The sequence below is a fragment of the Mesorhizobium sp. M7D.F.Ca.US.005.01.1.1 genome (genome assembly GCF_003952545.1).
In the GTDB taxonomy this organism is placed as follows: Bacteria; Pseudomonadota; Alphaproteobacteria; order Rhizobiales; family Rhizobiaceae; genus Mesorhizobium; species Mesorhizobium loti.
In genome coordinates, this window is sequence record NZ_CP034453.1 from 6,188,112 (window position 1) to 6,214,493 (window position 26,382).

The following is a 26,382-nucleotide window of genomic DNA, read 5'->3' on the forward strand; positions in this document are numbered from 1 at the left end:
CGGTAGTTATGGTTAACCAATAGCTTACAACAGTTGGCGAATCGGCCCTACCGGCACGATACCACCGTTGAACAGGCCTATCCGGCATGTCTGAGCATGTCGGTTTTGAGAAGGAGCGACTTTCTTGGCGAGCATCATGACCAACGCTTCGGCGTTAACCGCACTTCAAAGCCTCAGCGCCACCAACAAGTCACTCGAGCAGACGCAAGCTCGCATATCGACAGGCTACCGCGTCTCGCAGGCTTCGGACAACGCCGCCTATTGGTCGATCGCCACCACGATGCGCTCAGACAACCAGGCCCTGTCGACGGTGCAGGATGCACTCGGCCTCGGCGCCTCGAAAGTCGATACCGCCTACACCGGCATGAACAATGTGCTGACAACGATCGGCCAGATCAAGACCAAGCTGCTTTCGACCGTCGGCCAGACGGACGCAGCCAAGGCAAAAACCCAGACCGAGATCAAGGCGCTTCAGGCGCAGATGAAGTCCTTTGCCGATGCGGCCACCTTCTCGGGCTCGAATTTCCTTGCGGTGACCTCCAAGCAGGTCGCGGCCGCCAATGACGGCGTCCAGCCCGACTCGCAGATCGTGTCCTCATTCAATCGCTCCTCATCCGGCGCCATCTCGATCGGAACGATCAACATCGATGTCGAGGGCACCAAGCTTTTCGACTACGGCCTGGCCACCGACGTCAAGAACTACGGCACCCTCGATCGCCAGACCTCCATCTATGCCACTGGGGCCGCCCAGACCCTGTACGACAACGCCTATGCGGCCGCGCTCGCGCTCGGAAAAACGGACATCGCCGCAAACAGCGATGGCCAGACGGCGGCGGGAGCGGTGGTGGCCAGGGTCGACAATATTTCCGCCTACAACCTCGACATCACGGCGGCCGGGGTAACCGACGACATCATCACGCAGATGGTGACCAGGATCGACAAGGTCATGGCCCAGCTGACCGACTCCGCCACCATCCTCGGTTCGGCCAAGAGCAGCATCGACCTGCAAAAGACCTTCACCCAGAGCTTGATGGACTCCATCGACCGCGGCGTCGGCCAGCTTGTCGATGCCGACATGAACAAGGAATCGACCCGCCTGCAGGCGCTGCAGGTGCAGCAGCAGCTCGGCATCCAGTCGCTGTCGATCGCCAACAGCGCCTCGCAGTCGATCCTGTCGCTGTTCAAGAACTAATCGCGGGCGCCACCGGCGCCCTCCTTTCGCATCCCGCCCTCCTTTTCGCACTCCGATTGACGGGCCGCGCCGCAAGCGCGGCCCGATTTCATTTTCGCACAAGCTTCGAGGACTACTGTTCCGGCGGACAATCATGCTGGGAGTCGTTGAACCGTGCCGGAACAGATCCAGAGCATCATCTCGAATCTCCGCGGGTTTGGCGTCAAGCGCCTCGCCATGCTGGCGGGTATCGCCGTTCTGGTGATGGGCGTCATCGGCATCGCCTCGGTCTACCTCAACCGCCCTGCCTACGACACGCTCTATGTCGGGCTCGACCGCGCCGACGTGAACCAGATCGGCCTGGTGCTGGGCGAAGCCGGCATCGGCTTCGACGTCGGCGCCGACGGAACTTCGGTGCTGGTGCCGGCCGGCACCACCGCGCAGGCGCGCATGCTGCTTGCCGAAAAGGGCCTGCCGACCAGCGCCAATGCCGGCTACGAACTGTTCGACAATGTCGGCTCGCTCGGCCTCACCTCCTTCATGCAGCAGATCACCCGCGTGCGCGCGCTGGAAGGCGAGATCGCGCGCACCATCCAGTCGATATCGGGTATCAAGGCGGCGCGCGTGCACATCGTCATGTCCGAGCGCGCCAATTTCCGCCGCGACGAGCAGCAGCCCTCCGCCTCTGTGGTCATCCGCTACGCCGGCATCGACGCCGAGAAGAGCGCCATGTCGATCCGCCATCTCGTCGCCGCCGCCGTCCCCGGCCTGTCGGCCGACAAGGTGACGGTGCTCGATTCCAGCGGCAATCTGCTGGCCGCGGGCGATGATCCTTCCAACACCAGCGCCGCGCGCACGCTCGGCGTCGAGCAGACTGTCGAGGCGCAGATCGGCGACAACATCCGCCGCGCGCTGACGGCCTATCTCGGCCCCGACAATTTCCGCGCCAGCGTCAAGGCCGAGGTCAACACCGACACCCGCCAGACGGAAGAAACCATCTTCGATCCGAACTCGCGCGTCGAGCGCTCGGTGCAGTCGGTGCGTGCCAACGAAAACAACAACCAGAAGCAGGCTTCCACCCCGGCCAGCGTCGAGCAGAACCTGCCGGAAACCCAGGCAACCGCCACCGATGGACCGCAATCCTCGTCGCAGAACGACCGCAGGGAAGAGATCACCAATTACGAGATCAATTCGAAGAAGATCGCCACCGTCTCCAACGGCTACAGCGTCACCAAGATGTCGATTGCCGTCGTCGTCAACCAGCAGCGGCTGATGACCATACTCGGCAAGGACGCCACGCCGGAGCAGATTGCCAAGCGCGTCGCCGACATCCAGAAAATGGTGACCTCCGCCACCGGCCTGGACGAAAAGCGCGGCGACGTCATCGACGTGTCGGCGGTCGAATTCATCGACGGGCTGGACGGCGAGGCGATCCCGCAGGCTGGAATGCTCGATTCCATCGGCCAGCATGCCGGCACCCTGATCAACGCCGGCGCCTTCATCGTCGTGGTGTTCCTGGTCGCCTTCTTCGGCCTAAGGCCGATGGCGTCGGCGCTGACGGCAAAGGCAACACCGGCCCTGTCAGGCCCCAGCTTCGATGACGTCCAGCGCTCGCTGCCGACGCCGGAAGCAACTGCCGCCGCCGACAATGCCGCGGTTGCCGCCTTGCCCGGCTCGCGCCCAGGTCCGACGCCGCTCGACGATCTTCGCCAGAAGATCAGGCCGGCGCCGCAGGATCGGCTTGCCCGGATGGTCGACCTCAACGAGGAGCGCACGGCGCAGATCCTGCGCAAATGGGCTGCCCAGGAAGTTGCGGTGTAAGCCATGCCCTCCGCAGCCCTCTTCGACCTTCTGCCTGATTTCGGCACCCGCGCACAACGCGCCGGCCAGCCCCGGGCAGCAGTCGATCCCGAACACAAGCCCGAGACGCCAGCGCCGCAAGCCGATATCGGCACGCTGATCGCGGAAGCGGTTGTCCAGGCTGAAGCGGCGCTCGAGGCGCGCCTGTCGGCTGCGCATGATGCCGCGCTCGAAGCCGAACGCCAGGCCAATGCAGACGAAGCAAGGGTATTTCTCGAAAGCCTCGGCGACGATGTCGGCAAGGCGGTCTCGTCACGCATCGATACCATGGAGGCACGCGTGACCGGGCTTGTCGCCGCCACGGTCGCCCGCATCATCGGCGGCATCGTCAGCGACGATCTGCAGAAACGCTCGATCGAGGTGCTTGCCAGCGCGATACACGAAGCGGTCGGCGATGCCGAAGCGGTGCGCATCGTCGTGCGCGGTCCGCTCTCGCTGTTCGAAACACTGAAGGCATCGCTCGGGCCGCGCGCGGCCAATCTCGACTTCGTCGAGGCACCAGGCTTCGACCTCACCGTCGCCATAGACGAAGCGGTGTTCGAGACACGCATGGCCGAATGGTCGACGACCCTCTCTGAGGTTCTGGCATGAGCGTGGCCGAAGCCGGACACACGCCCCACGAAATCATCATCGTGCGGCGTGGTCATGACGATCATGACGAGGCCCACCATGGCGGCGTCTGGAAGATCGCCTTCGCCGACTTCATGACGGCCATGATGTGTTTCTTCCTGGTCATGTGGCTGATCAACGCCGCCAACGAGCAGACCAAGGCAGCCGTCGCCAGCTACTTCAACCCGGTCAAGCTGGTCGACCGCAATTCGAGCCGCAAGGGCCTGGAGGACCTCGGCGACGGTCCGCGCGCGATCGGGACAACGGCCGACAATCCGAAGAAGGCGACCAGCAAGGCCGGCCAGGACGGCGATGGCTCGGCGGAACGCAAACAGGACAAGCAAGAACTCCCGCAGGCGGAACACTCCGACGAGCATCTGTTCGCCGATCCCTACGCGGTGCTTTCGGAAATCGCCACCGATACCGGCGTCATGCAGAATGTCAGCCAGAAGGGTGACGGCGGCGCACAAGCCGCCGGCCCGGCGACGGGCGCCTCCGGCGGTGCCTCCTATCGCGATCCCTTCGAGCCGGATTTCTGGTCGCAGCAGGTGGCGGCACCCGCCGCCGAGGCCAGTGCCGAGCGCACCAGGATCGAGGGCGATCCGATCAAGCCCGGTGACAAGACCGCCGAAACGCAAGTGCCCAAAGTCAAAGCCGTACCGCCTGTCGCGGCCGCGCCGCTCGAGCCGCTAGCCAAGGACGCGACAGGCAAGCAGGCCGCGAACCCCGCCACGGCAATGGCCAAGGCCGGCGACACGAAGCCAAGCGAGATCAAACCGGGCGAGACCAAGCCGGGCGACACCAAGGACGCGAATGCGGCCAAGGTCGAGGCCGATGCGCAAAAGCCTGCCAAGCCCGACACCGACGAGAAGGCGCCGACCGCGGCTGCCGTCAAGGCCGCAGCCGACGTCAAGCGGCAGTTGGCCGATGCCTTCAAGCCCGGCGACAAGCTGCACGACGGCGTCTCCGTCGAAGCCACAGACAAGGGCGTCGTCATCTCGATCACCGACCAGCTCGACTTCGGCATGTTCGAGGTTGGCTCGGCGCTGCCGAGCCGCGAACTGGTACTGGCGATGGAGAAGATCGGCCGCATCGTCAACAGCCAGAAGGGCACCATCAGCATCAACGGCCACACTGACGCCCGGCCGTTCCGCAGCGACAGCTACGACAATTGGCGACTGTCGACGGCGCGCGCGCATTCTGCTTACTACATGCTCGTGCGCGGTGGCGTCGACGAACGCCGCATCACCGAGGTCGCCGGCTTCGCCGATCGCCAGCCGAAGGATCCCGCAGATCCATTGTCGGCCGTGAACCGCCGCATCGAAATCCTGATGGCGACTGGCGGATGACGCGAGCGGCCGTCACCAGCCGGTTGATTGGCCTGTTGCTGCTGACCGGCGGATACCCTTCGGCCGGCTTTGCCCAGGATGCGCTGCAGCCGTATCAACTGGTGCGCTCGCTGCAGCTGATCCAGGATCGCATAGCCGCCGGCGATCATGCCGCCCTGCCGATGCAGGCCAAGCTGCTGGAGATGGCGGATGCGCGCCTGCGCGCGGCGGATGCCGAGGATTACAAGGATCCCAAGAACTTTCGCGCCCTGCTTGTCTACGGCATGAGCGGCGGAAACCCGATCACCGTCGAAGCCGCCACGTCGCGCGCCACGACGGACCCGCAAAGCCTTGCCATAGCCAAAGGCGTTATCGACTACCTCAACGGGCGGCCCGGCGAGGCGATCGAAGTCTTGGGGCCGATCGATCCCATGGCGCTGCCTCCCGATCTCGGCGCTTTCCTTGCCCTGGTCAAAGGCTCGCTGCTTGCCGGCGACCAGCCGGCGGCCGCACTCGGTCTGCTCGACGAGGCAAGATTGCTCAGCCCCGGCACGCTGGTCGAGGAAGCCGCACTTCGCCGTTCGGTCGGCATTGCAGTCGCGCAAGGCGACGCGGCACGCTTCGCGCTTGCCTCCACCCAGTATGTCGAGCGCTACCTCTATTCGCCCTATGCCAGCCAGTTCGCCGACTCCTTCGTCTCCGGCGTCATCGCGCTGCATATGTCGATCAGCCAGGACAAGCTGGGCGACATCACCTCGATGATGGATCCCGAGCGCGAGAAGGTGATCTATCTGCGCATCGCCCGCCGCGCCGCGATCGACGGCCTGAACGAGCTGTCGGCTTTTGCTTCGGCGCGGGCCGAGCAGGGTCGTGGCGGCAACACCAACCAGGACGATCCACGCGCCCTGCTCTATGCCAGCCTTTCCACGGTCACCTCGGGCACCATCGAGGACGTTCGCGCCAAGCTTGGCAAGATCGACCGCACCAGGCTGTCGGAAGGCGACCGCGCCTTGCTCGACGCTGCTCAGGCCATTGCCGGCGAGGTGGTCGCGCCGCCCGCCGCCCTTCCCGAGGAAAAGCCTGCCCCTGGTGCGGCCGTGCAACCACTGGCGCCCAAAATCACCACGGCGCAAGGCGCCGATGACAGCGGGCTGCCACCGGTCGAAGGCGCGATCGCGGAGCAGCCTGCCGCCACCGCGGCCTCCGGCGGGCCAACCGCCAATGCGCCGGACACGGCGGCGGTTGCAGCCACATCCGCCGAAGCAGCGACTGTCACGCCGGTCTCGGCACCGTCGCCTGCAGCCGGTCCCGAGCCCACCGATCCGACCGACGCCGCCATGACCAGAACACGTCGACAGCTCGACCTGATCGACCAAATGCTTGGAGCCGCCCCCAAATGACCACCAGCCTCGGCTCGGCCCTGCCAGGATTTGCCTCGACGCGTGCGACGCCGGAGCAGCCGGCTGCGAATGGCAGGAATGACGACGCCGGCTTCGGCAAGATGCTGCGCGGCGACACAGTCCCTACCCGCCCGGAACGGCAGCCGACGACCGAGACGGGATCGCACGACCAGCGCTGGGGCAAGCTCGCTGCCGGCCTTGCCGGGCATACCGGCAAGACCGAACCGGCATCGGTTGCTCCCGGAAAGACAGCCTCGGCCAAGGTGCCGACCGTGAAAATCGGCAAGGACAATCTGGAAACAAAGGCGCACAAGGACGATGCCGACGCCGAAGAGACGGCGCCGGACGGCGATGCCGTGCCGCTTCAGGACGACCTGTCGCTACTGATCGCGTTTCATGACTTGCGCCATTTCTCGACGTCGACCAAGGCGGCCGGGCGCGACGCGGCAGCCGCCGAGAGCCCATCGGACCCGGCGCTCGACGGACAAGCTCCGCTGCCGAAGACCTATCGATCAAAATCCACGGCCGGACGCGAGGCCGTCGAAACCATGTCGAAGCCGGAGCAAGTGTCGATCGTCGACGGGCCTTTGACGGAGCTTAACGCCCAGCCACCGAGCTCTGCCTCCAGCGCGCCGAAACGCGACAACACTGTGGCGGCTCTGAAGCTGCCGGACGCGCCAGCTGCCGACGTGCCCGGCGTGCAGTCGAAGCACGCCGCGTCGGCGATGAAGAGTATCGAGGATGTCCAGTCCTCGATGCGGCCCGAAGCGGGAAAACAGTCCCTGTCCGCCGCACGCATCGACGTGGTGTCCGAACAGAGCTTCCCCGCACCGCCGCAGAGTCCCATCAGCCAGGCAGCCCTCAATGTGATCAACGCCATAGCCGCCGACAGCGGCCCGCAAAAGGCGCTTTCAGCCTCATCCGCGGCCGCCCAGCTGGCCAGCCCTGTTGCCGTTCCGACACATGTGTTGAAGATCGAACTTCACCCCGCCGAACTCGGCATGGTGACGGCCCATCTTCGCCTCTCCGGAGAACAACTTTCGATTGAGCTGAAGCCCGAAACACATGACGCCTATCGTCGGCTGTCCGCCGACAGCGAGGCCATTGTCAAGTCGCTGCGGGGGCTCGGCTTCGAGGTTGACAAGGTCACAATCTTGCAACCTTCGGTAGCAGTTGCCACTACAACCCGCACCGATGCAACCGCCCCCTTGCCGACGGCGTCAGGCCGCGACCCGTCATCCTTTCAACCGGGGAATTCGGGCGGCGGCAACGGCGGAGCCGGCGGGCAGCAACCGGGTCAGCAATCCGCAGGGAACCGCAACGATGACGCGCAGGACTACGGCCGCGGCACTTCGCCTTCTCGCGAGCGCGCTGGCGGCGATATCTTTATCTAGCGCGGCAAGCGCTGCCGCGACCGCGACCAACCCTTGCGAGCCGGAAATCCTGCGCGCCGCCGATCGCTATGGCGTGCCCGCCGGCATCCTCTATGCCGTTGGCTTGACCGAGACCGGCAACAAGGGCAGTCTTCAACCCAACGCCTTGAATATAGAAGGAAAAGCGGTCTTTCCGAGGAGCCGGGCCGAGGCCCTTGCCGCCTTCGCCAATGCCCGGCGCGAGGGCAAGACGCTGATCGATCTGGGCTGCATGCAGATCAACCACCACTACCACGCATCGCATTTTCGCAGCGTTGAGGACATGCTCGACCCACGCCAGAACGTCGACTACGCGGCGCGCTTCCTGGCCAGCCTCCATGCCCGCCACGAGACCTGGTCGATGGCCGTCGCCCGCTATCATGCCGGCCCCGACAACGACCCGGCGCAGAAGATCTATGTCTGCCGCGTCATTGCCAACATGGTCGCCACCGGCTTTGGAAAATGGACCGCGAACGCGCGCGGTTTCTGCAACCCATAAGCGTATTTTCCGCTTCTAATAAGCCAAGCGTGCAACCTTGATTTGTCCTTTTGACTTGGTCAGATCTTGCCGCCGAAAGCATATCTGGTTGCACGCTAATGCAACCGGTGCGATTCCGGACTCCCAAGAAACTAGCTACAAGAAATGACGGTTGTTCAGGATTCTCGCCAGCGGATACGCCTCTCTTCACGGGGCAAATGATTTGATTCGGAGGCGGGCCGATGATTGTAATCGTTGACGAGCGCGAGCTCGTAACAGAGGGATACAATTCACTTTTCGATCGTGAGGGCATCGCCTGCGCAGGCTTTGCGTCCGGCGAATTCGGTGAGTGGGTGAACTCGGCCGCCGACACCGATCTGCGCTCGGTCCGGGCCTTCCTCATCGGCGACTGCCGCGAAGGCTCCATCTCTCCCCGTCAGATCCGCGACCGCACCGGCGCTCCGGTCATTGCGCTCAGCGAACAGCACTCCCTGGAGAACACGCTGCGGTTGTTCGAGAGCGGCGTCGATGACGTCATTCGCAAGCCCGTCCATATCAGAGAGATCCTGGCCCGCATCACCGCCATCCGCCGCCGCGCCCAGGAAGACGTCGCCTACACCGAGATCGGCGCCATGCGCATCTTCATGGACGGGCGCGACCCCGAGATCGACGGTCAGCCCTTGCCCTTGCCGCGCCGCGAACGCCGCATCCTTGAATATCTGGCGAGCAATCGCGGGCGTCGCGTCACCAAGACCCAGGTTTTCAACGCCATCTACGGCATCTTCGACGAAGAGGTTGAGGAGAACGTGGTGGAAAGCCACATCAGCAAACTGCGCAAGAAGCTGCGCGAGAAGCTGGGCACCGACCCGATCGATTCCAAGCGTTTCCTCGGCTACCGGCTCGTCTTCTGATGCAGCGCCGCACCAGCCTCGCGCAAGAAAACACGCGTAGCCTCGTAGCCAGTGGCATGGACACAGCGGAGACGTTTCGATGAGCCTCTATGGAATGATGCGGACCGGCGTTTCCGGCATGAACGCGCAGGCAAACCGCCTATCGACGGTCGCCGACAACATCGCCAATTCCGACACCACCGGTTACAAGCGATCCTCCGCCGAATTCTCGACGCTGGTCATGCCGTCGACGGGTGGTGCCTACAATTCCGGCGGCGTCACCACGACGATCCGTCAGGCGGTCAGCGATCCGGGCGTCCTTCAATACACGACCTCTGTCTCCGATCTTGCCGTCAGCGGCGATGGCTTCTTTGTCGTTCAGGATCCAAGCGGTACGCCCTACCTGACCCGCGCCGGCGCCTTCGTTCCCGATGGGCAGGGCAGGCTGGTCAACTCGGCCGGCTTCCAGCTGATGGCCTATAGCTACGAGAATGGCGTGCCGGCAGCGACGGTCAACGGTTTCGAGGGACTGGTTCCGGTTGTCATCTCCGACCAGGGAATGACCGCAACACCGAGCACCGAGGGTAGCTATGCCGGCAACCTGCCGGCAGGCGCGACACCGGTCGCGACCGCCAATCTGCCCGCCGCCAACGCTGCGACCGCGCAATACACGTCGAAATCCTCGATGGTCGCCTACGACAATCTCGGCAACAAGAAGCTGCTCGACGTCTATTTCACCAACACCGGCGCCGGCACCTGGCAGGTGGCGGTCTTCGATCAGTCGAAGGCTACCCCTGGAACATCGTTCCCCTACACCGCCGGCGGCTTGCTGGGCTCGGCCAACCTGACCTTCGACACCACCACCGGCAAGCTCACCGGCACGCCCACCGGCGTTTCATTTACCGTGCCGAACGGCGCCAGCCTCAATCTCGATCTGTCGGCGCTGACCCAGCTCGGCACCGGCTTCACGGTTTCCGACGCCCAAGTCAACGGCAATGCGCCGAGCACCATCGACAAGGTCCAGATCAGCAAGGACGGCACCATCTACGCCCAGTACAAGGACGGTTCCACCAAGCCGCTCTACAAGATTCCACTGGCCGACGTGCAGAGCCCGGACCAGCTCACCGCGCTGCCCGGCAACGTCTATTCACAGGGCACCGAATCCGGCGCGGTCCGCGTCGGCTTTGCCAATGAAGGCAAGCTCGGCTCCATCATCTCCGGCGCGCTCGAGAATTCCAACGTCGATATCGCCGAAGAGCTGACCAACATGATCGCGGCGCAGCGCAGCTACACCGCCAATTCGAAAGTCTTCCAGACCGGTTCCGATCTGATGGACGTCCTTGTCAACCTGAAGCGATAAGACGGGCGCCGCCCGCGAAAGACCCGCATGTCACTGTCTACCGCATTGAGTATCGCCCAGTCGGCGCTTATGAACACCGCGCGACAGACCAGCGTCGTCTCGCGCAACGTCGCCGACGCCTCCAACCCGGACTATTCGCGCCGTCAGGCCGTCGTTACCAGCACGGCGCCGGGCGCGCGTTCGGTTGATATCCAGCGCGCCACCAACGACCTACTGTTCCGCCAGAACCTCGGCGCGCTGTCGGCCTGGAGCGGCCAGAACGCCCTCTACAGCGGCATGGATCAGCTCGGCGTTGCGGTCAATGGCGTCGACAATGCGTCCTCGCCCTCGACCGCGATTGCCGACCTGCAGAAGGCTCTGCAGCTCTACGCCACCTCGCCGTCCAACCAGAACCTCGGCGCCTCCGTCATCGACGCGGCCAAGCAGGTCGTGCGCTCGCTGAATGAGGGCTCCAAGGCCGTCCAGGATTTCCGCACCCAGACCGACGGCCAGATCGCCACGGCCGTCGACGACCTGAACTCGCTGCTCAGCCAATTCCAGGATGCCAACACGGCGGTCATGTCCGGAACCCGTTCCGGCACCGACGTTTCCGACGCGCTCGACCAGCGCGACGCGCTTTTGAAGAAGATTTCGAACTATGTCCCGGTGTCGACCTTCACGCGTGGCGACAATGACATGGTCATCACCACCGGCGACGGCACGACATTGTTCGAGACGATACCGCGCACGGTCACCTTCGCGGCATCCGCCGGCTACACCGCGGGTGCGGCCGGCAATGCCGTCTACATCGACAATGTGCCGATCTCGGCGGGAGCCGGCGGCAACACCAGCGCCAGCGGCACGCTTGCCGGCCTGCTGCAATTGCGCGACGGCGTCGCCTCGACGATGCAGAGCCAGCTCGACGAGACCGCGCGCGGCCTGATCACCGCCTTTGCCGAGACCGCACCTTCGATGCCCAATGCCGCCGGCCTGTTCACCTGGTCGGGGGCGCCGGCCATCCCGGCCGCGGGCACGCTGGTCAACGGCCTTGCCGCGTCCATCAGCGTCAATGCGGCGATGGACCCGAGCAGCGGCGGCAATCCGACGCTGCTGCGCGACGGCGGCGCCAATGGTGCCGCCTATGTCGCCAACACCGGCGGCGGCGCATCCTATTCCATCCTTCTGGTTGCCTATGGCGACCGGCTCGACCAGCCGATGACTTTCGACCCCGCCGCCGGGGTTTCGGCGACGTCCAGCGTTTCCGACTACGCGGCCAATTCGATCGGCTGGTTCGAGGGCGTGCGCCAGCAGGCTTCGACCGCCTCCGACGCCAAGGAAGCACTGGCATCGCGCAGCGCCGAGGCGCTGTCCAACGCGACCGGCGTCAATGTCGACCAGGAAATGTCGCTGCTGCTCGACCTCGAACACACCTATCAGGCATCGGCCCGGATGATGAAAACCGTCGACGACATGATGACGGCCTTGCTCAACGCGGTGGGATAATTCCATGACTTCAGTCTCGTCGGCCGCCATCTCGAATGCCATGCGCTCCCAGCAGATGCGCATGCAGGCCGAACTCGTCAAAGCCACGAAAGAATCCTCGACGGGCCGGGTCGCCGACGTCGGTCTGGCTCTCGGTGGGCGCACCACCCAGGCCGTCACCTTCCAGCGCGATCTTGACCGGCTCAACGTCATCATCGATTCCAACGGCCTGGTCGGCGCCCGGCTCTCCTCGACGCAGACCTCGCTTGGACAGCTCTCCGGCGCCGCGCAGACCTTGCTGTCCAGCCTGACCACCGCCTCATCAAGCGATTCTTCCAACAGTCTCACCCGGGACTCCGGCAAGGCAACCATCCAGCAGCTGACATCGATCCTCAACACCAGCGTCAACGGCGAATATCTGTTCGCCGGCACCAACACCGACGTCAAGCCGATCAACGACTTCATGGCTGCCGGCTCTCCGGCCAAGGCGGCATTCGACGCCGCTTTCGTCGCCAATTTCGGCTTCACCCAGGACGACCCGGCCGCGGCCAACATCACGGCTGCCCAGATGGACGATTTCATCACGAATGATGTCGCGCCGCAGTTCACGGGCGCGGGCTGGCAAGGCAACTGGTCGAACGCCACCGACCAACAGATCGTCAGCCGCATCGCCCTCAACGAGACCACCCCGACCTCGACCAGCGCCAACAGCGATGGCATCCAGAAGCTCGCAATGGCGGCAGCCATGGTCGCCAGCCTGATGTCCAGCAACATCAGCCAGGCCGCGAAGAACACTGTCGTCAGCCGCTCCACGTTGCTGGTCGGCGAAGCGCTGAGCGGCATTGCCCAGATTCAATCCGAGACCGGTATCGTCCAGAAGCGGGTTTCCGATGCAAACGACCGGATGAAAACGCAGGTCGACCTCTTCGAAAGGCACATTCTCGATCTGGAAGGCGTCGATCCGGCCGAAGCCGCGACCCGCGTCGCCGACCTGACCCAACACATCGAAACGTCCTTTGCGCTGACCGCACGCCTTCAGCAGCTCAGCCTGTTGAATTACCTGACCTGACAACGCTTAACGGAACGGTAGAGCCCCAACGATGTACCAATTCTCCTACGCCGACATCCAGAGCACCTCCGTTGCCGACGCGAAGGACCGCGAGCGGGAACTCCTGACCCGCTCGATCGACATGCTGGCGGCGGCGGCGGCGGCCGGCCACGGTTCGATGGAGGCGATCGAGGCGCTTCATTTCACCAACCGCGTCTGGACCGCCTTCGTCGAGGATCTCGGTTCCAGCGACAACGCCCTGCCCAAGGAGCTGCGCGCCAACCTCATTTCCATCGGCCTGTGGCTGCTGCGCGAGGCGGAAGACATTCGCCAGGGTCGCACCAACAATTTCGAAGGGCTGATCGAGGTGTCCCAGATCATTAGGGACGGCATTCAATGACCAACACGCTGAAGATATCGCTGAAGCCGAACGAGAAGATCTACATCAACGGCGCCGTCATCCGGGTCGACCGCAAAGTCACCGTCGAATTGATGAACGACGTCCAGTTCCTGCTCGAAAGCCACGTCATCCAGGCCGACGACGCCTCGACACCGCTCAAACAGCTGTATTTCATCCTGCAGGTCATGCTGATGAACCCGGCCGGCGCGGCTGGGGCGCGCGATATGTTCCGCCGTTCGCTGCCGCTGCTGCTGGCAAGCTTCGAGGACACCCAGATCTGCGCTGCGCTGAAACAGATCGACCGCATGGTCGGCGAGGACCATATCTACGAGGCGCTGAAGGCAATTCGCGCGCTTTATCCGCTCGAACGCCGCGCGTTGGGTGGCAATGACGACGTTCCGGGTGCCGAGCGCCCGCTGGCTGTGGGAGCACGATACTGATGAACGTGGACATGACGACGACGATACCGAACGGCGCCAACCAGGCCACCGCGTCGACTTCGAAGACAGCGGTCGACTACCAGTCCTTCCTGAAGCTTCTGATCGCCGAGATGAAGAACCAGGATCCGACCAAGCCGATGGATTCGACGCAGTATGTCGCCCAGCTCGCCACCTTCTCGCAGGTCGAGCAATCGGTGCAGACCAACACCAAGCTCGGCCAGATCATGCAGTCCTCGGCACTGTCGCAGGCCGACGCACTGATCGGGCGCTCGATAACTTCCGCCGACGGCAAGACGACGGGCACGGTGGCGTCGGTGCGCCTCGCCAGTAGCGGCCTGATCGCCGTGCTGCAGAACGGCACCGAAGTCGCGGTCGGCCCGGGCGTCTCGGTCAAGGCAGCGAGCTGACGCTTTCGACAGAGAGCCAGTCCCATGAACGAGGCCGACGCTCTCGACATCGTCCAGTACGCAGTGTGGACGGTGCTCACCGCGTCCGCACCGGTGGTGCTGGTCGCCATGGTGGTCGGCATCGGCATCGCCCTCATCCAGGCGCTGACGCAGGTCCAGGAGATCACCTTGACCTTCGTGCCGAAGATCGTCGCCATCATGCTGGTGGTGGCGCTGACCGGCCCCTTCATCGGCAGCCAGATATCTGCCTTCACCAACGTCATCTTCGAGCGCATCCAGAACGGGTTCTGAAGCGCGCTTGCGAAAACGCTGGCACCGCTTGCAGGCTGCTGGCTTCCGGTTAGATTGCCATCGTGCCATCCGGCAAGGCAGTCGCTGGTCTGATGTCACCGCATTTGCATCGATGTCTTCGCGGAAGCCCATGAACCAGGCCAGATCGACCGGACCATGTGCGGCATAGCCGGGGTCTGGCGCAAGCGGAACCCGATCGCCGGCGGCGACCTCGCCGACGTTGGCCGCATGATGCAGGCGCTCGTGCACCGTGGTCCCGACGACCATGCCACATGGAACGACAGAAGGCTCGCCTTGGGGCACCGGCGGCTCTCGATCATCGATCTCTCGGCCGCGGCGCGCGAGCCGATGCTCACCGCCTGCGGCCAGGGCGTGCTGGTCTACAATGGCGAGGTCTACAATTACCGGTTCCTGCGCGACGCGCTGCAAGCGGAAGGCCGGGTCTTTCGAACAGTCTCCGACACCGAGGTGGTTCTCGAGGCCTTGCACCACTGGGGCCCGGACAAGGCCATTCTGCTGTTCGACGGCATGTTTTCCCTAGCCTATTTCGACGCGCGGACCGGCGCCTTGTGGCTTGCGCGCGACCGCCTCGGCATCAAGCCGATGTCGGTGGCCGAGACGGGCGACCGGATCCTGTTCGCCTCCGAGGACAAGGCTATCCTGGCCTGCGACGGCGTTGCGCGCGACGTCGATGCCCGCGAGATCACCTTGCGCCTCGCCTGGCAGAGCCGCGACTCGAGCTTCAGCCTGTTCCAGGGAATTGAGCGGCTGCCGCCGGCAGGCCTGTGGAAGATCAGCGACGCCGGCATCGAGAAACGCTGCTTCTGGCATGTGCTCGATGTCCTCGACGCGGCCCGCATCGCCAACGACACGGCCACCGACGCCGAGCACATGGCAACGCTGGAGTCGTTGATACGGGACAGTGTCGAACTCCACTGCATCGCCGACACCAGCCTCGCGGCGGCTTGCAGCGGTGGCGTCGATTCCGGCCTCGTCACCACGCTGGCGAAACGGTTCAGGCCCGAGATATCAGCCTATGTCGTCGACCCGCGCGTCGGCCACAGCGAAGTCGACGATGCCGAACGCACCGCCCGTCACGCCGGCGTGACCCTGCACAGGGTGCCGGTCGACAAGGACCGCTTTCTCGAACTGTGGCCAAGAGCCGTCTGGCACCTGGAAAGCGATGGCTGGCATGCAAGCCATGTTGGCCTGCTGGCACTTGCCGAGCAATGCCGGACCGACGGCGTCAAGGTGCTGCTTACCGGCGAAGGCGCCGACGAACTGTTTGGCGGCTATGGCTGGCAGGTGGCCAGCATGAGATTGTGGCGGCCCTGGTCGTGGCCCGGGCGGCTGTTTCGGTCGAAGCGCCGGCTTGCCATGAGGTTCGAGCGCCAGCGCCAGGCCCCCTTCCGGACATCGATCGGCTCCGCCCATAGCTGGGATCGCAACGTCGTGCTCAGGGCGCTGTCGCCGGAACTGAACTTTCTGCAAACGAGGATCTTCGACCGGTTGGAACCGGTGGCATCGCTCGGCGACCGCGCCTTCCTCGGCTGTTGCCTCCAGGACATGTATTCGCACCTGCAGGACCTGCTGAACAGGCATGACCGGCTAAGCATGGCAGCGTCCGTCGAACTCAGGGTGCCGTTTCTCGAAAACCGGCTGATCGACTTCGCCATCCACCTGCCGAGGCGGCACAAATACCGCCAGAAGCAAGGAAAGTGGCTGTTGAAGAGAGTCGCGGAAAAACACATTCCGCCGCAGAATGTCCAAGCCCGAAAGATCGGTTTCGAGGTGTCTGGCACCTTCACCGCCGGCACGCAGGGCCTGCTGCGCGGTGGTCTTCTGCGCGACGCCATGAAGTGGTCTTCATCCTCGGTCGACGACCTCATCGACCTGGCGAGGCGCGACCAGCCATCGCGGCTGCGGCTGGTGGGCATGGAGCTTTTCCTTCGCCTGCATGTTGGCGGCGACACCACGAGCCAGCTCACCGAAGCCCTGCATGCCGCGGTCCGTGACGCGCGTTGATCCATGCATGCGTCGTTCTGGCCGGGAATGGGGCGTGGACCGCCTCTATCCCATTGTTGGACCATGAGCTTTTTCGAAAGACATTCGCCCTTTGCGGCGCCATGCCCTACTTTCGGCAAACGGTCTGAGCAAACGGATCGTCTGACGAATCGGCACCACATGGCAGGGAACCCCGATGATTGACGAAAAGCCGGAAAGCGAGAGCGTCTCGGCGCTGGCGCCCTTCCGGCACGGCATTTTCCGTGCCGTGTGGGGTGCAAGTCTCGTCTCGAATTTCGGCGGCCTGATCCAGGGCGTCGGCGCCGCCTGGATGATGACCACGATCGCCACCTCGCCCTATCAGGTGGCCCTGGTCCAGGCATCGACCACCTTGCCGATCATGCTGTTTGCGCTCGTCGCCGGCGCCATCGCCGACAGTTTCGACCGGCGCAAGGTGATGCTGGTCGCCCAGACCTTCATGCTGGTCGTGTCGGTGCTTCTGACCCTATTCACCTATTCCGGCCTGATGACGCCGTGGACGCTGCTTGCCTTCACCTTCCTGATCGACAGCGGCACGGCGCTCAACAACCCGTCATGGCAGGCCTCCGTCGGCGACATCGTCCCTCGCAACAAGGTGCCGGCCGCCGTCGCGCTCAATTCCCTGGGCTTCAACCTGACCCGCAGCGTCGGCCCGGCGATCGGCGGCATCATCGTCGCCGCTGCCGGTGCGGCGGCCGCCTTCGCGGCGAACGCGGTGAGCTATATCGGCCTGATCGTCGTGCTGGCGCGCTGGAAGCCGGACGTGCCGGTATCGACCTTGCCGCGCGAGTCGCTGGGTGCCGCCATGGGCGCAGGCCTGCGCTATGTCGCCATGTCGCCCAACATCGGCAAGGTGCTGGTCAGGGGCGCTGCTTTCGGCTTCAGTGCCGGCGCGGTGCTGGCGTTACTGCCGCTGGTGGCCCGCGACGTCGTCAAGGGCGATGCGCTGACCTACGGCATCATGCTCGGTGCCTTCGGCATCGGCGCTGTCGGCGGCGCCTTGATCAGCGTCAGGCTGCGGCAGTTGCTGTCCAGCGAGACGATGGTGCGCTGTGCTTTCGCCGGCTTCGCCTTCTGCGCCTTCAATGCCGCCATCAGCCATCATGCCTGGCAGACGTCGCTCGGCCTGCTTGTCGGCGGCGCTTGCTGGGTGATCGCGCTTTCGCATTTCAACGTCACGGTGCAGATGGCGACACCGCGCTGGGTGGTCGGCCGAGTGCTGTCGGTCTACCAGACGGCGACCTTCGGCGGCATCGCGCTCGGCAGCTGGATTTGGGGCGTCGTCGCCGATGCGCATGGCGCCGAAACCGCTCTGATCGCCGCCAGCATCGCCATGTTGGCCGGCGGCGCCATCGGTCTTTTGCTACCGCTACCGCAACAGCAGGTGCTCAACCTCGACCCACTCAATCGCTTCAAGGAACCGCATTTGGCGCTCGACCTGAAGCCGCGCAGTGGTCCCATCGCCATCATGATCGAGTATGTGATCCGGCACGAGGACGAACCGGAATTCCTCGCCATCATGGCAGAACGCGGCCGCATCCGCCGTCGTGACGGCGCCCGCAACTGGACGCTGGCGCGCGATCTCGAGAATCCCACCATATGGATCGAGCACTACCACACGCCGACCTGGATCGAATATGTGCGCCACAATGGACGCATTACCCATGCCGACGCCGTCATCGGCGAACGTGTGCGGGCGCTGCACAGCGGCGACGAGCCGCCCCGCGTGCGGCGCATGATCGAACGCCCGACAACCGCCGGCACGGCGCTTGTGATGGCCAAAGGACCTATTGAGCACTGAGTCCGGGACCCCTTGCCCGCTAACCCTCGCCCGACAGGTCCCGGCGCGCCTTGTCGAGTTCCTCGGCGTAGCGCCGCATCAAATGGCCTTCGGTCAACAGCCCCAGCACAATGTGGTCGGTGAAATCCTCGACCACGGCGAGTTCTTCGGCGCCCGCGCGCTGGAACGTCTCGGCGGCGGCCTGTACGTTCATGCTCGGCACCAGCACCGCGTCCTTGTACTTGGCAAGATCGCGCACCGGCACCTCCCCATCGGAGGGATCGCTGTGCAGTTCGGCCACGATCAGCACGCCGACATAGTGATCGCCCGCATCGACAGCGATGACGCGCTGGGCTGAACCGAGCGGCACCTCCTTGCGGAAGGCCGCCAGCGTCGTCGAAGCATAGATGGTCTTGATGTCCTTGCGCATCATCGAACCGACGGTGAGGCTACGCATCCAGCCGACATCGTGGGCGCTGCGAATGGTCTCGCCGCGCAGATGAAAGCGCCATGTCGAGAACGAGTAGCCGAAGGTCTCGCGCACCAGGATCGCCGACATGATCGAGGCCGCAAGCACGACGCCGGTCAGCGTCAGGTCGCGGGTCGATTCCAGCGCCAGGAAGGTCATCGTCAGCGGACCGCCGACGACACCGACGGCAAGCGACGTCATGCCGACGACGGCGGCAACCGCAGGGTCGATGCCGGTTGCCGGCGAGACGACAACCATCACATCCGCAAACGCCTTGCCGAGCAACGCGCCGAGGAACAGCGAGGCGAAGAACAATCCGCCGCGAAAGCCTGACCCCAGCGAAACCGCCGATGCCGCCAGCTTGAGCACGAAGACGCTGGCCACCACGGCCAGCCCGTAATTCATCGAGAATTCGCGATGCAGCGCGCCATGGCCGCTGGACAGGACCTGCGGCGTGATCAGTCCCAACAAGCCAACGATGACGCCGCCGATAACGGGGCGCAACGACGCATCGATCGACAGCCTGGCGAAGCCGCGCTCGATCAGCGTCACCAGATGCATGATGGCGATCGAGGCGGCACCGCCGAGCAGCCCGAGCAGCAGGAACGGCACGTACTGGCTGGCGGTGAGCGCCGGCAGACCTGAAAGCTCGAGCGGAAACGGCACGCCGCCGAACATTTCGGCGGTCAGCGAGGCTGAGATCGCGGCGGTCATGACAGGCGCGACATTGGCGACCGAGTAGATGCCGATGACCAGTTCGAAGCCGTAGAAGGCGCCGGTCAGCGGTGCATCGAAGGCGGCGGCGATGGCGCCGGCGGCACCACAGCCGACCAGGATGCGGACATCGTTGCGGCGCAGCCGGAAGATGCCCGCCAGCCGCGAGGCCAGGCCGGAGCCGACCTGCGTGTAGCCGGCTTCCAGCCCGACCGAGGCGCCAAAACCGCTGGAGATCATCGTCTGGCCGGCAATGATGAAGGTGTCGGTCAGCGACATGCGCCCGCCATAGAGCGCATTGGCTTCGATCGGGTCGATCGGCGTGCGGAATTTCCGTATCCTGAGCCAGACCACCGTCAGCCCAAGCAGGATGCCGCCGATCGCCGGTACCAGCGCTTGCATCGGATTGGCGAGCGAGAACATGCCGGAAAGCCGGCCGCCGGGCTGGACGCCGAACAACAGCCCGTGCAGGTCCTGCACGATCTGGCTCATCGCCGTGACCAATATGCCCGCCATGACGCCTACGACGCCGGCCAGAATGACCACTGCGATGCCGCGCGCCTCGAGCAGCGGCAACGACCTGATCAGCACCGCGCGCAGCCGGCGTGCATAAACTTGCGGTTGGTTTCTGGAAAGCACCGGGGCGGCTCGCCGATATCACAAAAGGCAGTGGAAAGCCCGCCTGATACGCCCGGCGACACGGCATGGCAACCACAATGGCGACAGACAAGGCGCCATTGTGGCATTGACCGGCAGCTTGCGGCCGTTGCTGCCCTCGGTTGGAACGCACCGGCGCTCGCTGGCGGGTCGATCAGGTCGACATGGGCTCGCCGGCTTCATAGAGCACGAGATTGCGCTCGCCTATGCCAAGTGCTGGCCAGCTCGCGCGCCAGTCGGCAAGGTGCGGCGAGGCAAAATGCGCGCCGAGCGCTGCTCTGTCGCTCCAGACTTCCGTGACCCGAATGAGCCCGGCATCGAAAACATCCTGCGCATAGGAATACTGGAGACAACCGGGCTCCGCGCGGCTGGCTGAAACCATGCGTTCCATGGCGGGCTTGGCCTCCTCCAATTTGTCTGGCGGCAAGCGGATGGTGCCGGTGATCAGAAGCATGGGTTTTCCCTTCCTTGCGAAGCCGGCCCGTACGGCCATCTGCGCATGATCGTTCGAACTAGCCAGTCTCCCACCCTCGCGCAAGCTTGGCGGGCTACCCTCGCAGGGCTGTCGCGCGCTCGGCAGGCTTCGAATTTGGGGACGACATGGCGATCAGCGAAAGCATTCAGCCCGGCGCGGTGGCCAAGAATGGCCGCGACGTCTTCTTTGCCATTGGCATCGTCATCATCCTGGCCGTGCTGTTCCTGCCGATCCCGGCCTTTCTCATCGACATCGGCCTCGCCTTCTCGATCGCGCTTTCGGTGCTGATCCTGATGGTGGCGCTGTGGATCCAGCGGCCGCTCGATTTCTCGTCGTTCCCGACGGTGCTGCTCATCGCCACAATGCTCAGGCTGTCGCTCAACATCGCCACCACGCGCATGATCCTGTCGCATGGCAATGAGGGCACGCACGCGGCCGGCTACGTCATTGCCGGCTTCTCCAAGCTGGTGATGGCCAGCGACTTCGTCATCGGCCTGATCGTCTTCATGATCCTGATCGTGGTGAACTTCATCGTCATCACCAAGGGCGCCACGCGTATCGCCGAAGTCGGCGCGCGCTTCACCTTGGACGCCATCCCCGGCAAGCAGATGTCGATCGACGCCGACCTCTCCGCCGGCATGATCGACGACAAGACCGCACAGCTTCGGCGTCGCGAACTGGAAGAGGAATCCTCCTTCTTCGGCTCGATGGACGGTGCCTCGAAATTCGTCCGCGGCGACGCCATCGCCGGCCTCATCATCACCGCCATCAACATCGTCGGCGGCATCGCCATCGGCTATATCAGGCACGGCATGGGCATGGGCGAAGCCGCCGACGTGTTCATCAAGCTGTCGGTCGGCGACGGCCTCGTCACCCAGATCCCGGCGTTGATCGTGTCGCTCGCCGCCGGCCTGCTCGTCTCCAAGGGCGGCACCCGCGGCTCGACCAACCAGGCGGTGTTCGGCCAGCTCGGCGCTCATCCGCGCGCCCTCTACGTCGCGGCATCGCTGCTGGTGCTGCTCGGCCTGATGCCCGGCCTGCCGCTGTTCCCGTTCTTCGCGCTCGCTGCCGGCATGGCCGGCCTCGGCTATATCATCCCGATGCGCGCCAACCGCGCCATCGCCGAAGCCCAGGCGATCAAGGATCAGGAAAAGGCGACCAAGGTCGAGGAGGAGAAGAATTCGGTCAAGGCCTCGCTCGCCACCGCCGAGATCGAGCTTTTGATCGGCAAGCAGCTGTCGACAAGGCTGCTGACGTCGCATCAGGAACTGGTTTTCCGCATGGGCAAGATGCGCAAGAAATTCGCCACGCAATACGGTTTCGTGGTGCCGGAAGTGCGTGTCGCCGACGATTTCGCCATCCCGCCGAAGAGCTACCAGATCAAGGTGCACGGCACCGTGGTGGCCGAATACCAGATGCGCGTCGGCGAGATCATGGTGCTGCTCGGCAACCGCGACATCCCCGAAATACCGGGCGAGGAAATCCGCGAGCCGGCTTTCGGCATGCGCGCCTATTCGGTGGTCGAAGCCTTCGCCGAGGATTTGAAGCGCGAGAACTACACCTTCGCCGACAACATGTCGGTGCTGCTCACCCATCTCTCCGAGGTCATCCGCAACAACCTGCCGCAGCTTCTGTCCTACAAGGACATGAAGGCGCTGCTCGAACGCCAGGACCAGGAGTACCGCAAGCTCGCCGACGAGATCTGCACCACGCACATCTCCTACCCCGGCCTGCAGGCGGTGCTGAAGCTGTTGCTCGCCGAGCGCGTCTCGATCCGCAATCTGCATCTGATCATCGAGGCGATCGCCGAGATCGCGCCGCATGTGCGCCGCACCGAGCAGATCGTCGAGCATGTCCGCATCCGCATGGCCCAGCAGATCTGCGGCGACCTCTCCGAGGGCGGTGTGCTGAAGGTGCTGCGCCTCGGCAACCGCTGGGACCTCGCCTTCCACCAGAGCCTCAAGCGCGACGCCAAGGGCGAGGTGCGCGAGTTCGACATCGACCCACGCCAGCTCGAAGAGTTCGGCCAGGACGCCACCAAGGCGATCAAGAAATATCTGGAAGCCGGCGAGCGTTTCGTGCTCGTCACCGCACCCGACGCCCGCCCCTATGTGCGCATGATCATCGAGCGGCTGTTCACCACGCTGCCGGTGCTCAGCCACGTCGAGATCGCCAAGGGCGTCGAGATCAGGGTGCTCGGAACCATATCGTGAGCGTGCTTTCGCAAGGCGTCGTCATCGCGGCGTTCCTCGCCTTCTGCCGCATCGGCGCCTGCTTCATGCTGATGCCCGGCCTGTCCAGCGCCCGCGTTCCGATCCAGGTCAGGCTGTTCGTCGCGGTCGCCGCCACCGGCGGCCTGCTCGCCTTCCTGTGGGACAAGATCTTTCCCTTCGTCGATCCGCGTCCGCAGATCCTGGTGCCGATGATCATCTCGGAACTTCTGGTCGGCGGCCTGATCGGCGCCATGACCAGGCTCTACATGGAAGCCCTGCGCTTCATGGGCTCGGCCATCGCCATGCTGATCGGCTATGGCGGCACCGGCGGACCGGCGATCGAGGAGCCCGAACCCCAAGCAGCCCTTGCCGCCATCATCTCGTTTTCGGCGCTGTTGATGCTGTTCGTCTTCGATTTCGACCACGAGATAATACGCGCGCTGGTGTCGTCCTACACGGTCGCGCCGGTCAACATCTTCTTCAACCCGCAGGCCGCTCTCGTCGATGTCACCGACACGGTGTCGGACACGTTCTTCCTGGTCATCCGCCTCGGCAGCCCGTTCGTCGCCTATGCCATCCTCGTCAATCTGACGATCGGCTTCGTCAACAAGCTAACGCCGCAGATCCCGATCTATTTCATCTCCCAGCCCTTCATCATCGCCGGTGGCATGATCATCTTCTATTTCGCCGTCGGCACCATGCTGTCGCTGTTCGTCGACGGCTTTGTCGACCTGACATTGGCGAGATGACGATGAGCATCCGCAGGGACCGCCTGAAGAAATTGGTCAAGGTGCAGGAACAGCTGAAGGCGCTGCACGAAACCCGCCACGCCACGTTCGTCGCCGCAGCCAGTGCCGCCGAGGCCGAAGCCAGGGAGCTGGTCGGCCATTTCGACCAAGCCGATTCGCTTTCCGCCCTGTTTCCCGATCTCTACCACCGCCGCATTGCCCAGGCCGTCGTCCGCCAGGAGGCGAACCTGGCAAGCGCGAAGCAGGAAGCCAGCCTCATCGCCGCCGCGACCGCACGCACCAACATGGTCGAACGCGCCTACAAGGACGTGCGCAACCGCGACGAGCGCGAACGCTCCGACCGCGAGCGGCTCGATATCATCGCGCAGAAGCGGAACGAGGAGTAGCGGCGGGGATTCTCCTCGTGATCCGAATTTGACTTGCGGACGGCGCGACGTGAACGGCCGCTTCGCGCCGCATCAACGTCATTCTCCATTCGAAGCGCTCAGGCCGGAAGCTGCCGTGCGTAAGACGCCCAGTCATTGCCCGCCGCGTATAAGTTTGCAGTTGGACAATAATGGCCAGCCGGGCAATCCTGGCATTTGGCGTTGCTTCGGCGAGTCAATACTGAGCCTGCGCTTGCGCGCCATCCCTCTCGACAAGACCAAACGGCTGGACGCGATCGAGCGCAGCAGGCGGGTTCAGTTGGTGCTGGTTGTGGCGGTGAACCCGCACTGCTTCTGTTCCATATCGATCTGCTTCGTGATGCGGACGGCGTTCTGCGCGTAGGCCTCCGTCACGGAGCCACTATTCACGGTCTTGTCCTTCAGCGGACTCACGCCTGCGCAGAGATGGAAAACATGCGGCTCCGAGGATTTCTTGGCGCCGTTTTCCGGTGCGATCCAGTACACGATGTCCTGACCTGCGGGATGTGCCGTGTCCTTCGTCGCCGCAGCCACCGCGGCGGAGTCCGTGGCGATTGCCTGCGCCTGAGCGGCGACGTCGGGCGAACAGGCTGTGGTCGGCTGCCCCGCCTTGATCTGGGTCGCGCACGCGTTCATGTCCTGGGTGTACTGCTCGACCGACGGGGGTTTGAAGCTGATCCCCATGACCGTCGCGAGCACCGCCAACGCGGCGCCGAGGCCGCCGGCAACCTTCTTGGTCTGCGGGTCCATGTTCTTGTCGGTGAGGATCAGGAAAACCAGCGGGAGGAAGGCAATCAGCGTGATGATTGCGCCGAGCTGGTTTTGGAAGAAGAACCTGGCCGCGTCCGATGCACTGGCCGGATCGTGCCTGTTGGCCGCCTTCCACAGCAAATTGCCGGCGATTGCGAAAACCGCGATGCCGACCAGAAGGCCGATGATCAGCGGCAGGTGTCCCTGGTCGAACTTGTTCTGGCGAAGCAGAATAATCCCGTAGATCTCGCCGCCAATGGCGACGATCCACGAGAGTGCGGCGAAAAGGCGAAGACGCGTGGCGGAGGACTTCTGGCCCTGCGTTGCTTGCCAATCCCTGGTAACGTCTGGCTTGTTGTCGGTCATTGACAAGATCCCCTGATATCGACACTTCAGCGGGCGGCGTTAGGCCAGAAGGCCAACCCGCCCTGCGCAGCGTCATTGAACGAACGTCACCTGCCTTGGCGACGCGGCGAAAAGGAGCGCCACGGCAGACCACATCCCGATCCTTATTGCGCATGACTGAATTCGTCCATACCCACGGGGCAGACGCCGATGCGGCGATGGCTCCGTTCTTCTTCATCTCCGGCTCGAACTTGACGCTGTCTTCCCTTGCTTGCCTGGCGATTTGGCAGAGGCCGCGGTGGTCACGGGATCGGTCGAAAAGCAACATCGGCATATCTGAATTGCGGCCGGATCGATGGCTTGAGGACCTGGTGGAGGCGGACTGTCTGCTTCCGGCCCCACTGCCGTCACCCCACTGCCGTCATTCGAGAAACTGGCGTCGCAATGGCCGCTCGTAGGGCGAAGCAGACACCCGACCCACACTCACATTCCGCCTCCCCTCTCCCCCGCAAGCCTGCCACAAGCTTGTTGAGGCATTGTCTGGCTAAGGAAAACCGACAAAAGGCGGACTTTCTTGGCGATTTCTCCACCCAGCGACATCGTTATGGATGTGGCCCGAGCCGTCGATCCGACGGACATCGAGGCCGCCCGCGCCGCGCTGACAAAGCGTGCCGGCGGTGCTGCGGGCGCTTTTTCGGTCGATACCGCCGCTTCGGTCGATGCCGGCTCGATCCTGTCGCGCGCCACCGCCGACAAGGCTGCCGCCTCAACCGATCCCGCCAAAAAGTTCAAGAAGTTCGAGGCGATGGTGCTGCAGACCTTCATCCAGAACATGCTGCCCAAGGACACCGAAGGCGTCTATGGCAAGGGCCTGGCCGGCGACATGTGGAAATCGCAGCTTGCCGAGCGGGTGGCCGACGTTATGGCCGAACGCGGCGGCATTGGCATCGCCAAGTCGATGCTTGCCGACCACTATCTCGAAGGCAAGCGCGTCGTGCCGGTCGGGCCAGTTTCGGGCGGGCCGGAAAAGACCGAGATCGATCAACAGAACAGCCTGTCGACCTCGCTGGTGCATGAATTGCAGCGCAGGGCGGCGCGGTCGATCACCGGTGACGAGACCACCATCAAGACAGACATCAAGATCTAGGGCATGTCCCGGAACCGGGAACCGGTTTTGGGAAGATCATGCTCCAACCAAGCAGATAGTGCGTATCCGAGTTTCAATCTA

General features: G+C 64.1%; 24 protein-coding genes. 21 read left to right on the forward strand and 3 right to left on the reverse strand.

All coding sequences use genetic code 11. The features are described from left to right. Nucleotides 1–124 precede the first annotated feature (124 nt). The 17 genes from EJ076_RS30145 (at nucleotide 125) to EJ076_RS30225 (ending at nucleotide 18,399) form a co-directional block, all read left to right on the forward strand. A complete protein-coding gene (locus tag EJ076_RS30145) occupies nucleotides 125–1,192 on the forward strand; it encodes a flagellin (protein WP_109659382.1) in 1,068 nt (355 codons plus the stop codon). 153 nt (nucleotides 1,193–1,345) lie between these two features. Continuing rightward, nucleotides 1,346–2,992 carry a flagellar basal-body MS-ring/collar protein FliF gene (fliF, locus tag EJ076_RS30150; protein WP_109659380.1) on the forward strand — a complete coding sequence of 549 codons (1,647 nt, stop codon included), beginning with the start codon at nucleotides 1,346–1,348 and terminating at the stop codon, nucleotides 2,990–2,992. A gap of 3 nt (nucleotides 2,993–2,995) precedes the next feature. Beyond that, nucleotides 2,996–3,622, forward strand: a complete 627-nt coding sequence (locus tag EJ076_RS30155; protein WP_126070315.1) for a hypothetical protein — start codon at nucleotides 2,996–2,998, stop codon at nucleotides 3,620–3,622. After that, nucleotides 3,619–4,989, forward strand: coding sequence for a MotB family protein (locus EJ076_RS30160; RefSeq protein WP_109659376.1), 1,371 nt, complete (start codon nucleotides 3,619–3,621; stop codon nucleotides 4,987–4,989). The genes EJ076_RS30155 and EJ076_RS30160 overlap by 4 nt, the downstream gene beginning before the upstream one ends. Continuing rightward, nucleotides 4,986–6,368, forward strand: a complete 1,383-nt coding sequence (locus EJ076_RS30165; protein ID WP_126070316.1) for a chemotaxis protein MotC — start codon at nucleotides 4,986–4,988, stop codon at nucleotides 6,366–6,368. Before EJ076_RS30160 ends, EJ076_RS30165 begins: the two co-directional genes overlap by 4 nt. After that, the gene (locus EJ076_RS30170) at nucleotides 6,365–7,762 is read left to right on the forward strand and encodes a flagellar hook-length control protein FliK (RefSeq protein ID WP_126070317.1); all 1,398 of its coding nucleotides are present in this window, start codon (nucleotides 6,365–6,367) and stop codon (nucleotides 7,760–7,762) included. The genes EJ076_RS30165 and EJ076_RS30170 overlap by 4 nt, the downstream gene beginning before the upstream one ends. Next, nucleotides 7,692–8,279: a transglycosylase SLT domain-containing protein gene (locus EJ076_RS30175; RefSeq protein WP_164548770.1), complete on the forward strand. Its 588-nt coding sequence runs from the start codon at nucleotides 7,692–7,694 to the stop codon at nucleotides 8,277–8,279. Before EJ076_RS30170 ends, EJ076_RS30175 begins: the two co-directional genes overlap by 71 nt. A gap of 221 nt (nucleotides 8,280–8,500) precedes the next feature. Further along, a complete protein-coding gene (locus EJ076_RS30180) occupies nucleotides 8,501–9,169 on the forward strand; it encodes a response regulator transcription factor (RefSeq protein ID WP_013529780.1) in 669 nt (222 codons plus the stop codon). Nucleotides 9,170–9,248: 79 nt separating this feature from the next. Next, nucleotides 9,249–10,508, forward strand: coding sequence for a flagellar hook protein FlgE (locus tag EJ076_RS30185; RefSeq protein ID WP_126070318.1), 1,260 nt, complete (start codon nucleotides 9,249–9,251; stop codon nucleotides 10,506–10,508). A gap of 27 nt (nucleotides 10,509–10,535) precedes the next feature. Further along, nucleotides 10,536–11,990 (forward strand): flagellar hook-associated protein FlgK, encoded by a 1,455-nt coding sequence (flgK, locus tag EJ076_RS30190; RefSeq protein WP_126070319.1) that lies wholly within the window; start codon nucleotides 10,536–10,538, stop codon nucleotides 11,988–11,990. Nucleotides 11,991–11,994: 4 nt separating this feature from the next. Next, nucleotides 11,995–13,038, forward strand: a complete 1,044-nt coding sequence (locus tag EJ076_RS30195; protein WP_109659364.1) for a flagellar hook-associated family protein — start codon at nucleotides 11,995–11,997, stop codon at nucleotides 13,036–13,038. Between the two features lie 31 nt (nucleotides 13,039–13,069). Then, nucleotides 13,070–13,417, forward strand: a complete 348-nt coding sequence (gene flaF, locus EJ076_RS30200) for a flagellar biosynthesis regulator FlaF (RefSeq protein ID WP_109659362.1) — start codon at nucleotides 13,070–13,072, stop codon at nucleotides 13,415–13,417. Beyond that, a complete protein-coding gene (flbT, locus tag EJ076_RS30205) occupies nucleotides 13,414–13,857 on the forward strand; it encodes a flagellar biosynthesis repressor FlbT (RefSeq protein ID WP_109659360.1) in 444 nt (147 codons plus the stop codon). Before flaF ends, flbT begins: the two co-directional genes overlap by 4 nt. Further along, entirely contained in the window at nucleotides 13,857–14,264 is a 408-nt protein-coding gene (gene flgD / locus EJ076_RS30210) for a flagellar hook assembly protein FlgD (protein WP_109659357.1), read from the forward strand. The genes flbT and flgD overlap by 1 nt, the downstream gene beginning before the upstream one ends. A 24-nt stretch (nucleotides 14,265–14,288) precedes the next feature. Then, nucleotides 14,289–14,555, forward strand: a complete 267-nt coding sequence (gene fliQ / locus EJ076_RS30215) for a flagellar biosynthesis protein FliQ (RefSeq protein ID WP_023761707.1) — start codon at nucleotides 14,289–14,291, stop codon at nucleotides 14,553–14,555. Nucleotides 14,556–14,711: 156 nt separating this feature from the next. Next, a complete protein-coding gene (gene asnB, locus EJ076_RS30220) occupies nucleotides 14,712–16,580 on the forward strand; it encodes an asparagine synthase (glutamine-hydrolyzing) (protein ID WP_126070320.1) in 1,869 nt (622 codons plus the stop codon). Between the two features lie 175 nt (nucleotides 16,581–16,755). Beyond that, nucleotides 16,756–18,399, forward strand: a complete 1,644-nt coding sequence (locus EJ076_RS30225; protein ID WP_126070321.1) for an MFS transporter — start codon at nucleotides 16,756–16,758, stop codon at nucleotides 18,397–18,399. 19 nt (nucleotides 18,400–18,418) lie between these two features. On the opposite strand, the gene EJ076_RS30230 is transcribed toward EJ076_RS30225, so the two are convergent. Both EJ076_RS30230 and EJ076_RS30235 read right to left on the reverse strand, forming a co-directional pair. Beyond that, nucleotides 18,419–20,200, reverse strand: coding sequence for a chloride channel protein (locus tag EJ076_RS30230; protein ID WP_109659352.1), 1,782 nt, complete (start codon nucleotides 20,198–20,200; stop codon nucleotides 18,419–18,421). Nucleotides 20,201–20,372: 172 nt separating this feature from the next. Beyond that, complete coding sequence (locus EJ076_RS30235) at nucleotides 20,373–20,672, reverse strand: putative quinol monooxygenase (RefSeq protein ID WP_126070322.1); 300 nt, start codon at nucleotides 20,670–20,672, stop codon at nucleotides 20,373–20,375. Between the two features lie 146 nt (nucleotides 20,673–20,818). Here EJ076_RS30235 and flhA point away from each other — a divergent pair, with 146 nt between their 5' ends. The 3 genes from flhA to EJ076_RS30250 are packed head-to-tail and all read left to right on the forward strand — an operon-like array spanning nucleotide 20,819 to nucleotide 24,041. Next, a complete protein-coding gene (gene flhA / locus EJ076_RS30240) occupies nucleotides 20,819–22,906 on the forward strand; it encodes a flagellar biosynthesis protein FlhA (protein WP_126070323.1) in 2,088 nt (695 codons plus the stop codon). Next, nucleotides 22,903–23,655, forward strand: coding sequence for a flagellar biosynthetic protein FliR (gene fliR, locus EJ076_RS30245; RefSeq protein ID WP_126070324.1), 753 nt, complete (start codon nucleotides 22,903–22,905; stop codon nucleotides 23,653–23,655). Before flhA ends, fliR begins: the two co-directional genes overlap by 4 nt. Nucleotides 23,656–23,657: 2 nt before the next feature. Continuing rightward, nucleotides 23,658–24,041, forward strand: a complete 384-nt coding sequence (locus EJ076_RS30250; protein WP_109659344.1) for a hypothetical protein — start codon at nucleotides 23,658–23,660, stop codon at nucleotides 24,039–24,041. 294 nt (nucleotides 24,042–24,335) lie between these two features. Here the strand turns inward: EJ076_RS30250 and EJ076_RS30255 are convergent, their stop codons facing one another. Continuing rightward, on the reverse strand, nucleotides 24,336–25,175 hold the full coding sequence (locus EJ076_RS30255) for a hypothetical protein (RefSeq protein ID WP_126070325.1): 840 nt from the start codon (nucleotides 25,173–25,175) through the stop codon (nucleotides 24,336–24,338). A gap of 514 nt (nucleotides 25,176–25,689) precedes the next feature. On the opposite strand from EJ076_RS30255, the gene EJ076_RS30260 reads away from it, so the two are divergent. Beyond that, a complete protein-coding gene (locus EJ076_RS30260; protein WP_164548912.1) occupies nucleotides 25,690–26,301 on the forward strand; it encodes a rod-binding protein in 612 nt (203 codons plus the stop codon). Nucleotides 26,302–26,382 lie beyond the last annotated feature (81 nt).

Excerpts from the sequence above, each read along its gene's own strand:
- EJ076_RS30175 (WP_164548770.1), top strand. The coding sequence starts at position 7,692 with ATGACGCGCAGGACTACGGCCGCGGCACTTCGCCTTCTCGCGAGCGCG.
- asnB (WP_126070320.1), top strand. The coding sequence starts at position 14,712 with ATGTGCGGCATAGCCGGGGTCTGGCGCAAGCGGAACCCGATCGCCGGC.
- EJ076_RS30225 (WP_126070321.1), top strand. The coding sequence starts at position 16,756 with ATGATTGACGAAAAGCCGGAAAGCGAGAGCGTCTCGGCGCTGGCGCCC.
- EJ076_RS30155 (WP_126070315.1), top strand. The coding sequence starts at position 2,996 with ATGCCCTCCGCAGCCCTCTTCGACCTTCTGCCTGATTTCGGCACCCGC.
- flgD (WP_109659357.1), top strand. The coding sequence starts at position 13,857 with ATGAACGTGGACATGACGACGACGATACCGAACGGCGCCAACCAGGCC.
- EJ076_RS30165 (WP_126070316.1), top strand. The coding sequence starts at position 4,986 with ATGACGCGAGCGGCCGTCACCAGCCGGTTGATTGGCCTGTTGCTGCTG.
- EJ076_RS30170 (WP_126070317.1), top strand. The coding sequence starts at position 6,365 with ATGACCACCAGCCTCGGCTCGGCCCTGCCAGGATTTGCCTCGACGCGT.
- EJ076_RS30250 (WP_109659344.1), top strand. The coding sequence starts at position 23,658 with ATGAGCATCCGCAGGGACCGCCTGAAGAAATTGGTCAAGGTGCAGGAA.
- EJ076_RS30180 (WP_013529780.1), top strand. The coding sequence starts at position 8,501 with ATGATTGTAATCGTTGACGAGCGCGAGCTCGTAACAGAGGGATACAAT.
- flhA (WP_126070323.1), top strand. The coding sequence starts at position 20,819 with ATGGCGATCAGCGAAAGCATTCAGCCCGGCGCGGTGGCCAAGAATGGC.
- flbT (WP_109659360.1), top strand. The coding sequence starts at position 13,414 with ATGACCAACACGCTGAAGATATCGCTGAAGCCGAACGAGAAGATCTAC.
- flaF (WP_109659362.1), top strand. The coding sequence starts at position 13,070 with ATGTACCAATTCTCCTACGCCGACATCCAGAGCACCTCCGTTGCCGAC.
- EJ076_RS30160 (WP_109659376.1), top strand. The coding sequence starts at position 3,619 with ATGAGCGTGGCCGAAGCCGGACACACGCCCCACGAAATCATCATCGTG.
- EJ076_RS30235 (WP_126070322.1), bottom strand. The coding sequence starts at position 20,672 with ATGCTTCTGATCACCGGCACCATCCGCTTGCCGCCAGACAAATTGGAG.
- EJ076_RS30195 (WP_109659364.1), top strand. The coding sequence starts at position 11,995 with ATGACTTCAGTCTCGTCGGCCGCCATCTCGAATGCCATGCGCTCCCAG.
- flgK (WP_126070319.1), top strand. The coding sequence starts at position 10,536 with ATGTCACTGTCTACCGCATTGAGTATCGCCCAGTCGGCGCTTATGAAC.
- fliQ (WP_023761707.1), top strand. The coding sequence starts at position 14,289 with ATGAACGAGGCCGACGCTCTCGACATCGTCCAGTACGCAGTGTGGACG.
- EJ076_RS30255 (WP_126070325.1), bottom strand. The coding sequence starts at position 25,175 with ATGACCGACAACAAGCCAGACGTTACCAGGGATTGGCAAGCAACGCAG.
- EJ076_RS30185 (WP_126070318.1), top strand. The coding sequence starts at position 9,249 with ATGAGCCTCTATGGAATGATGCGGACCGGCGTTTCCGGCATGAACGCG.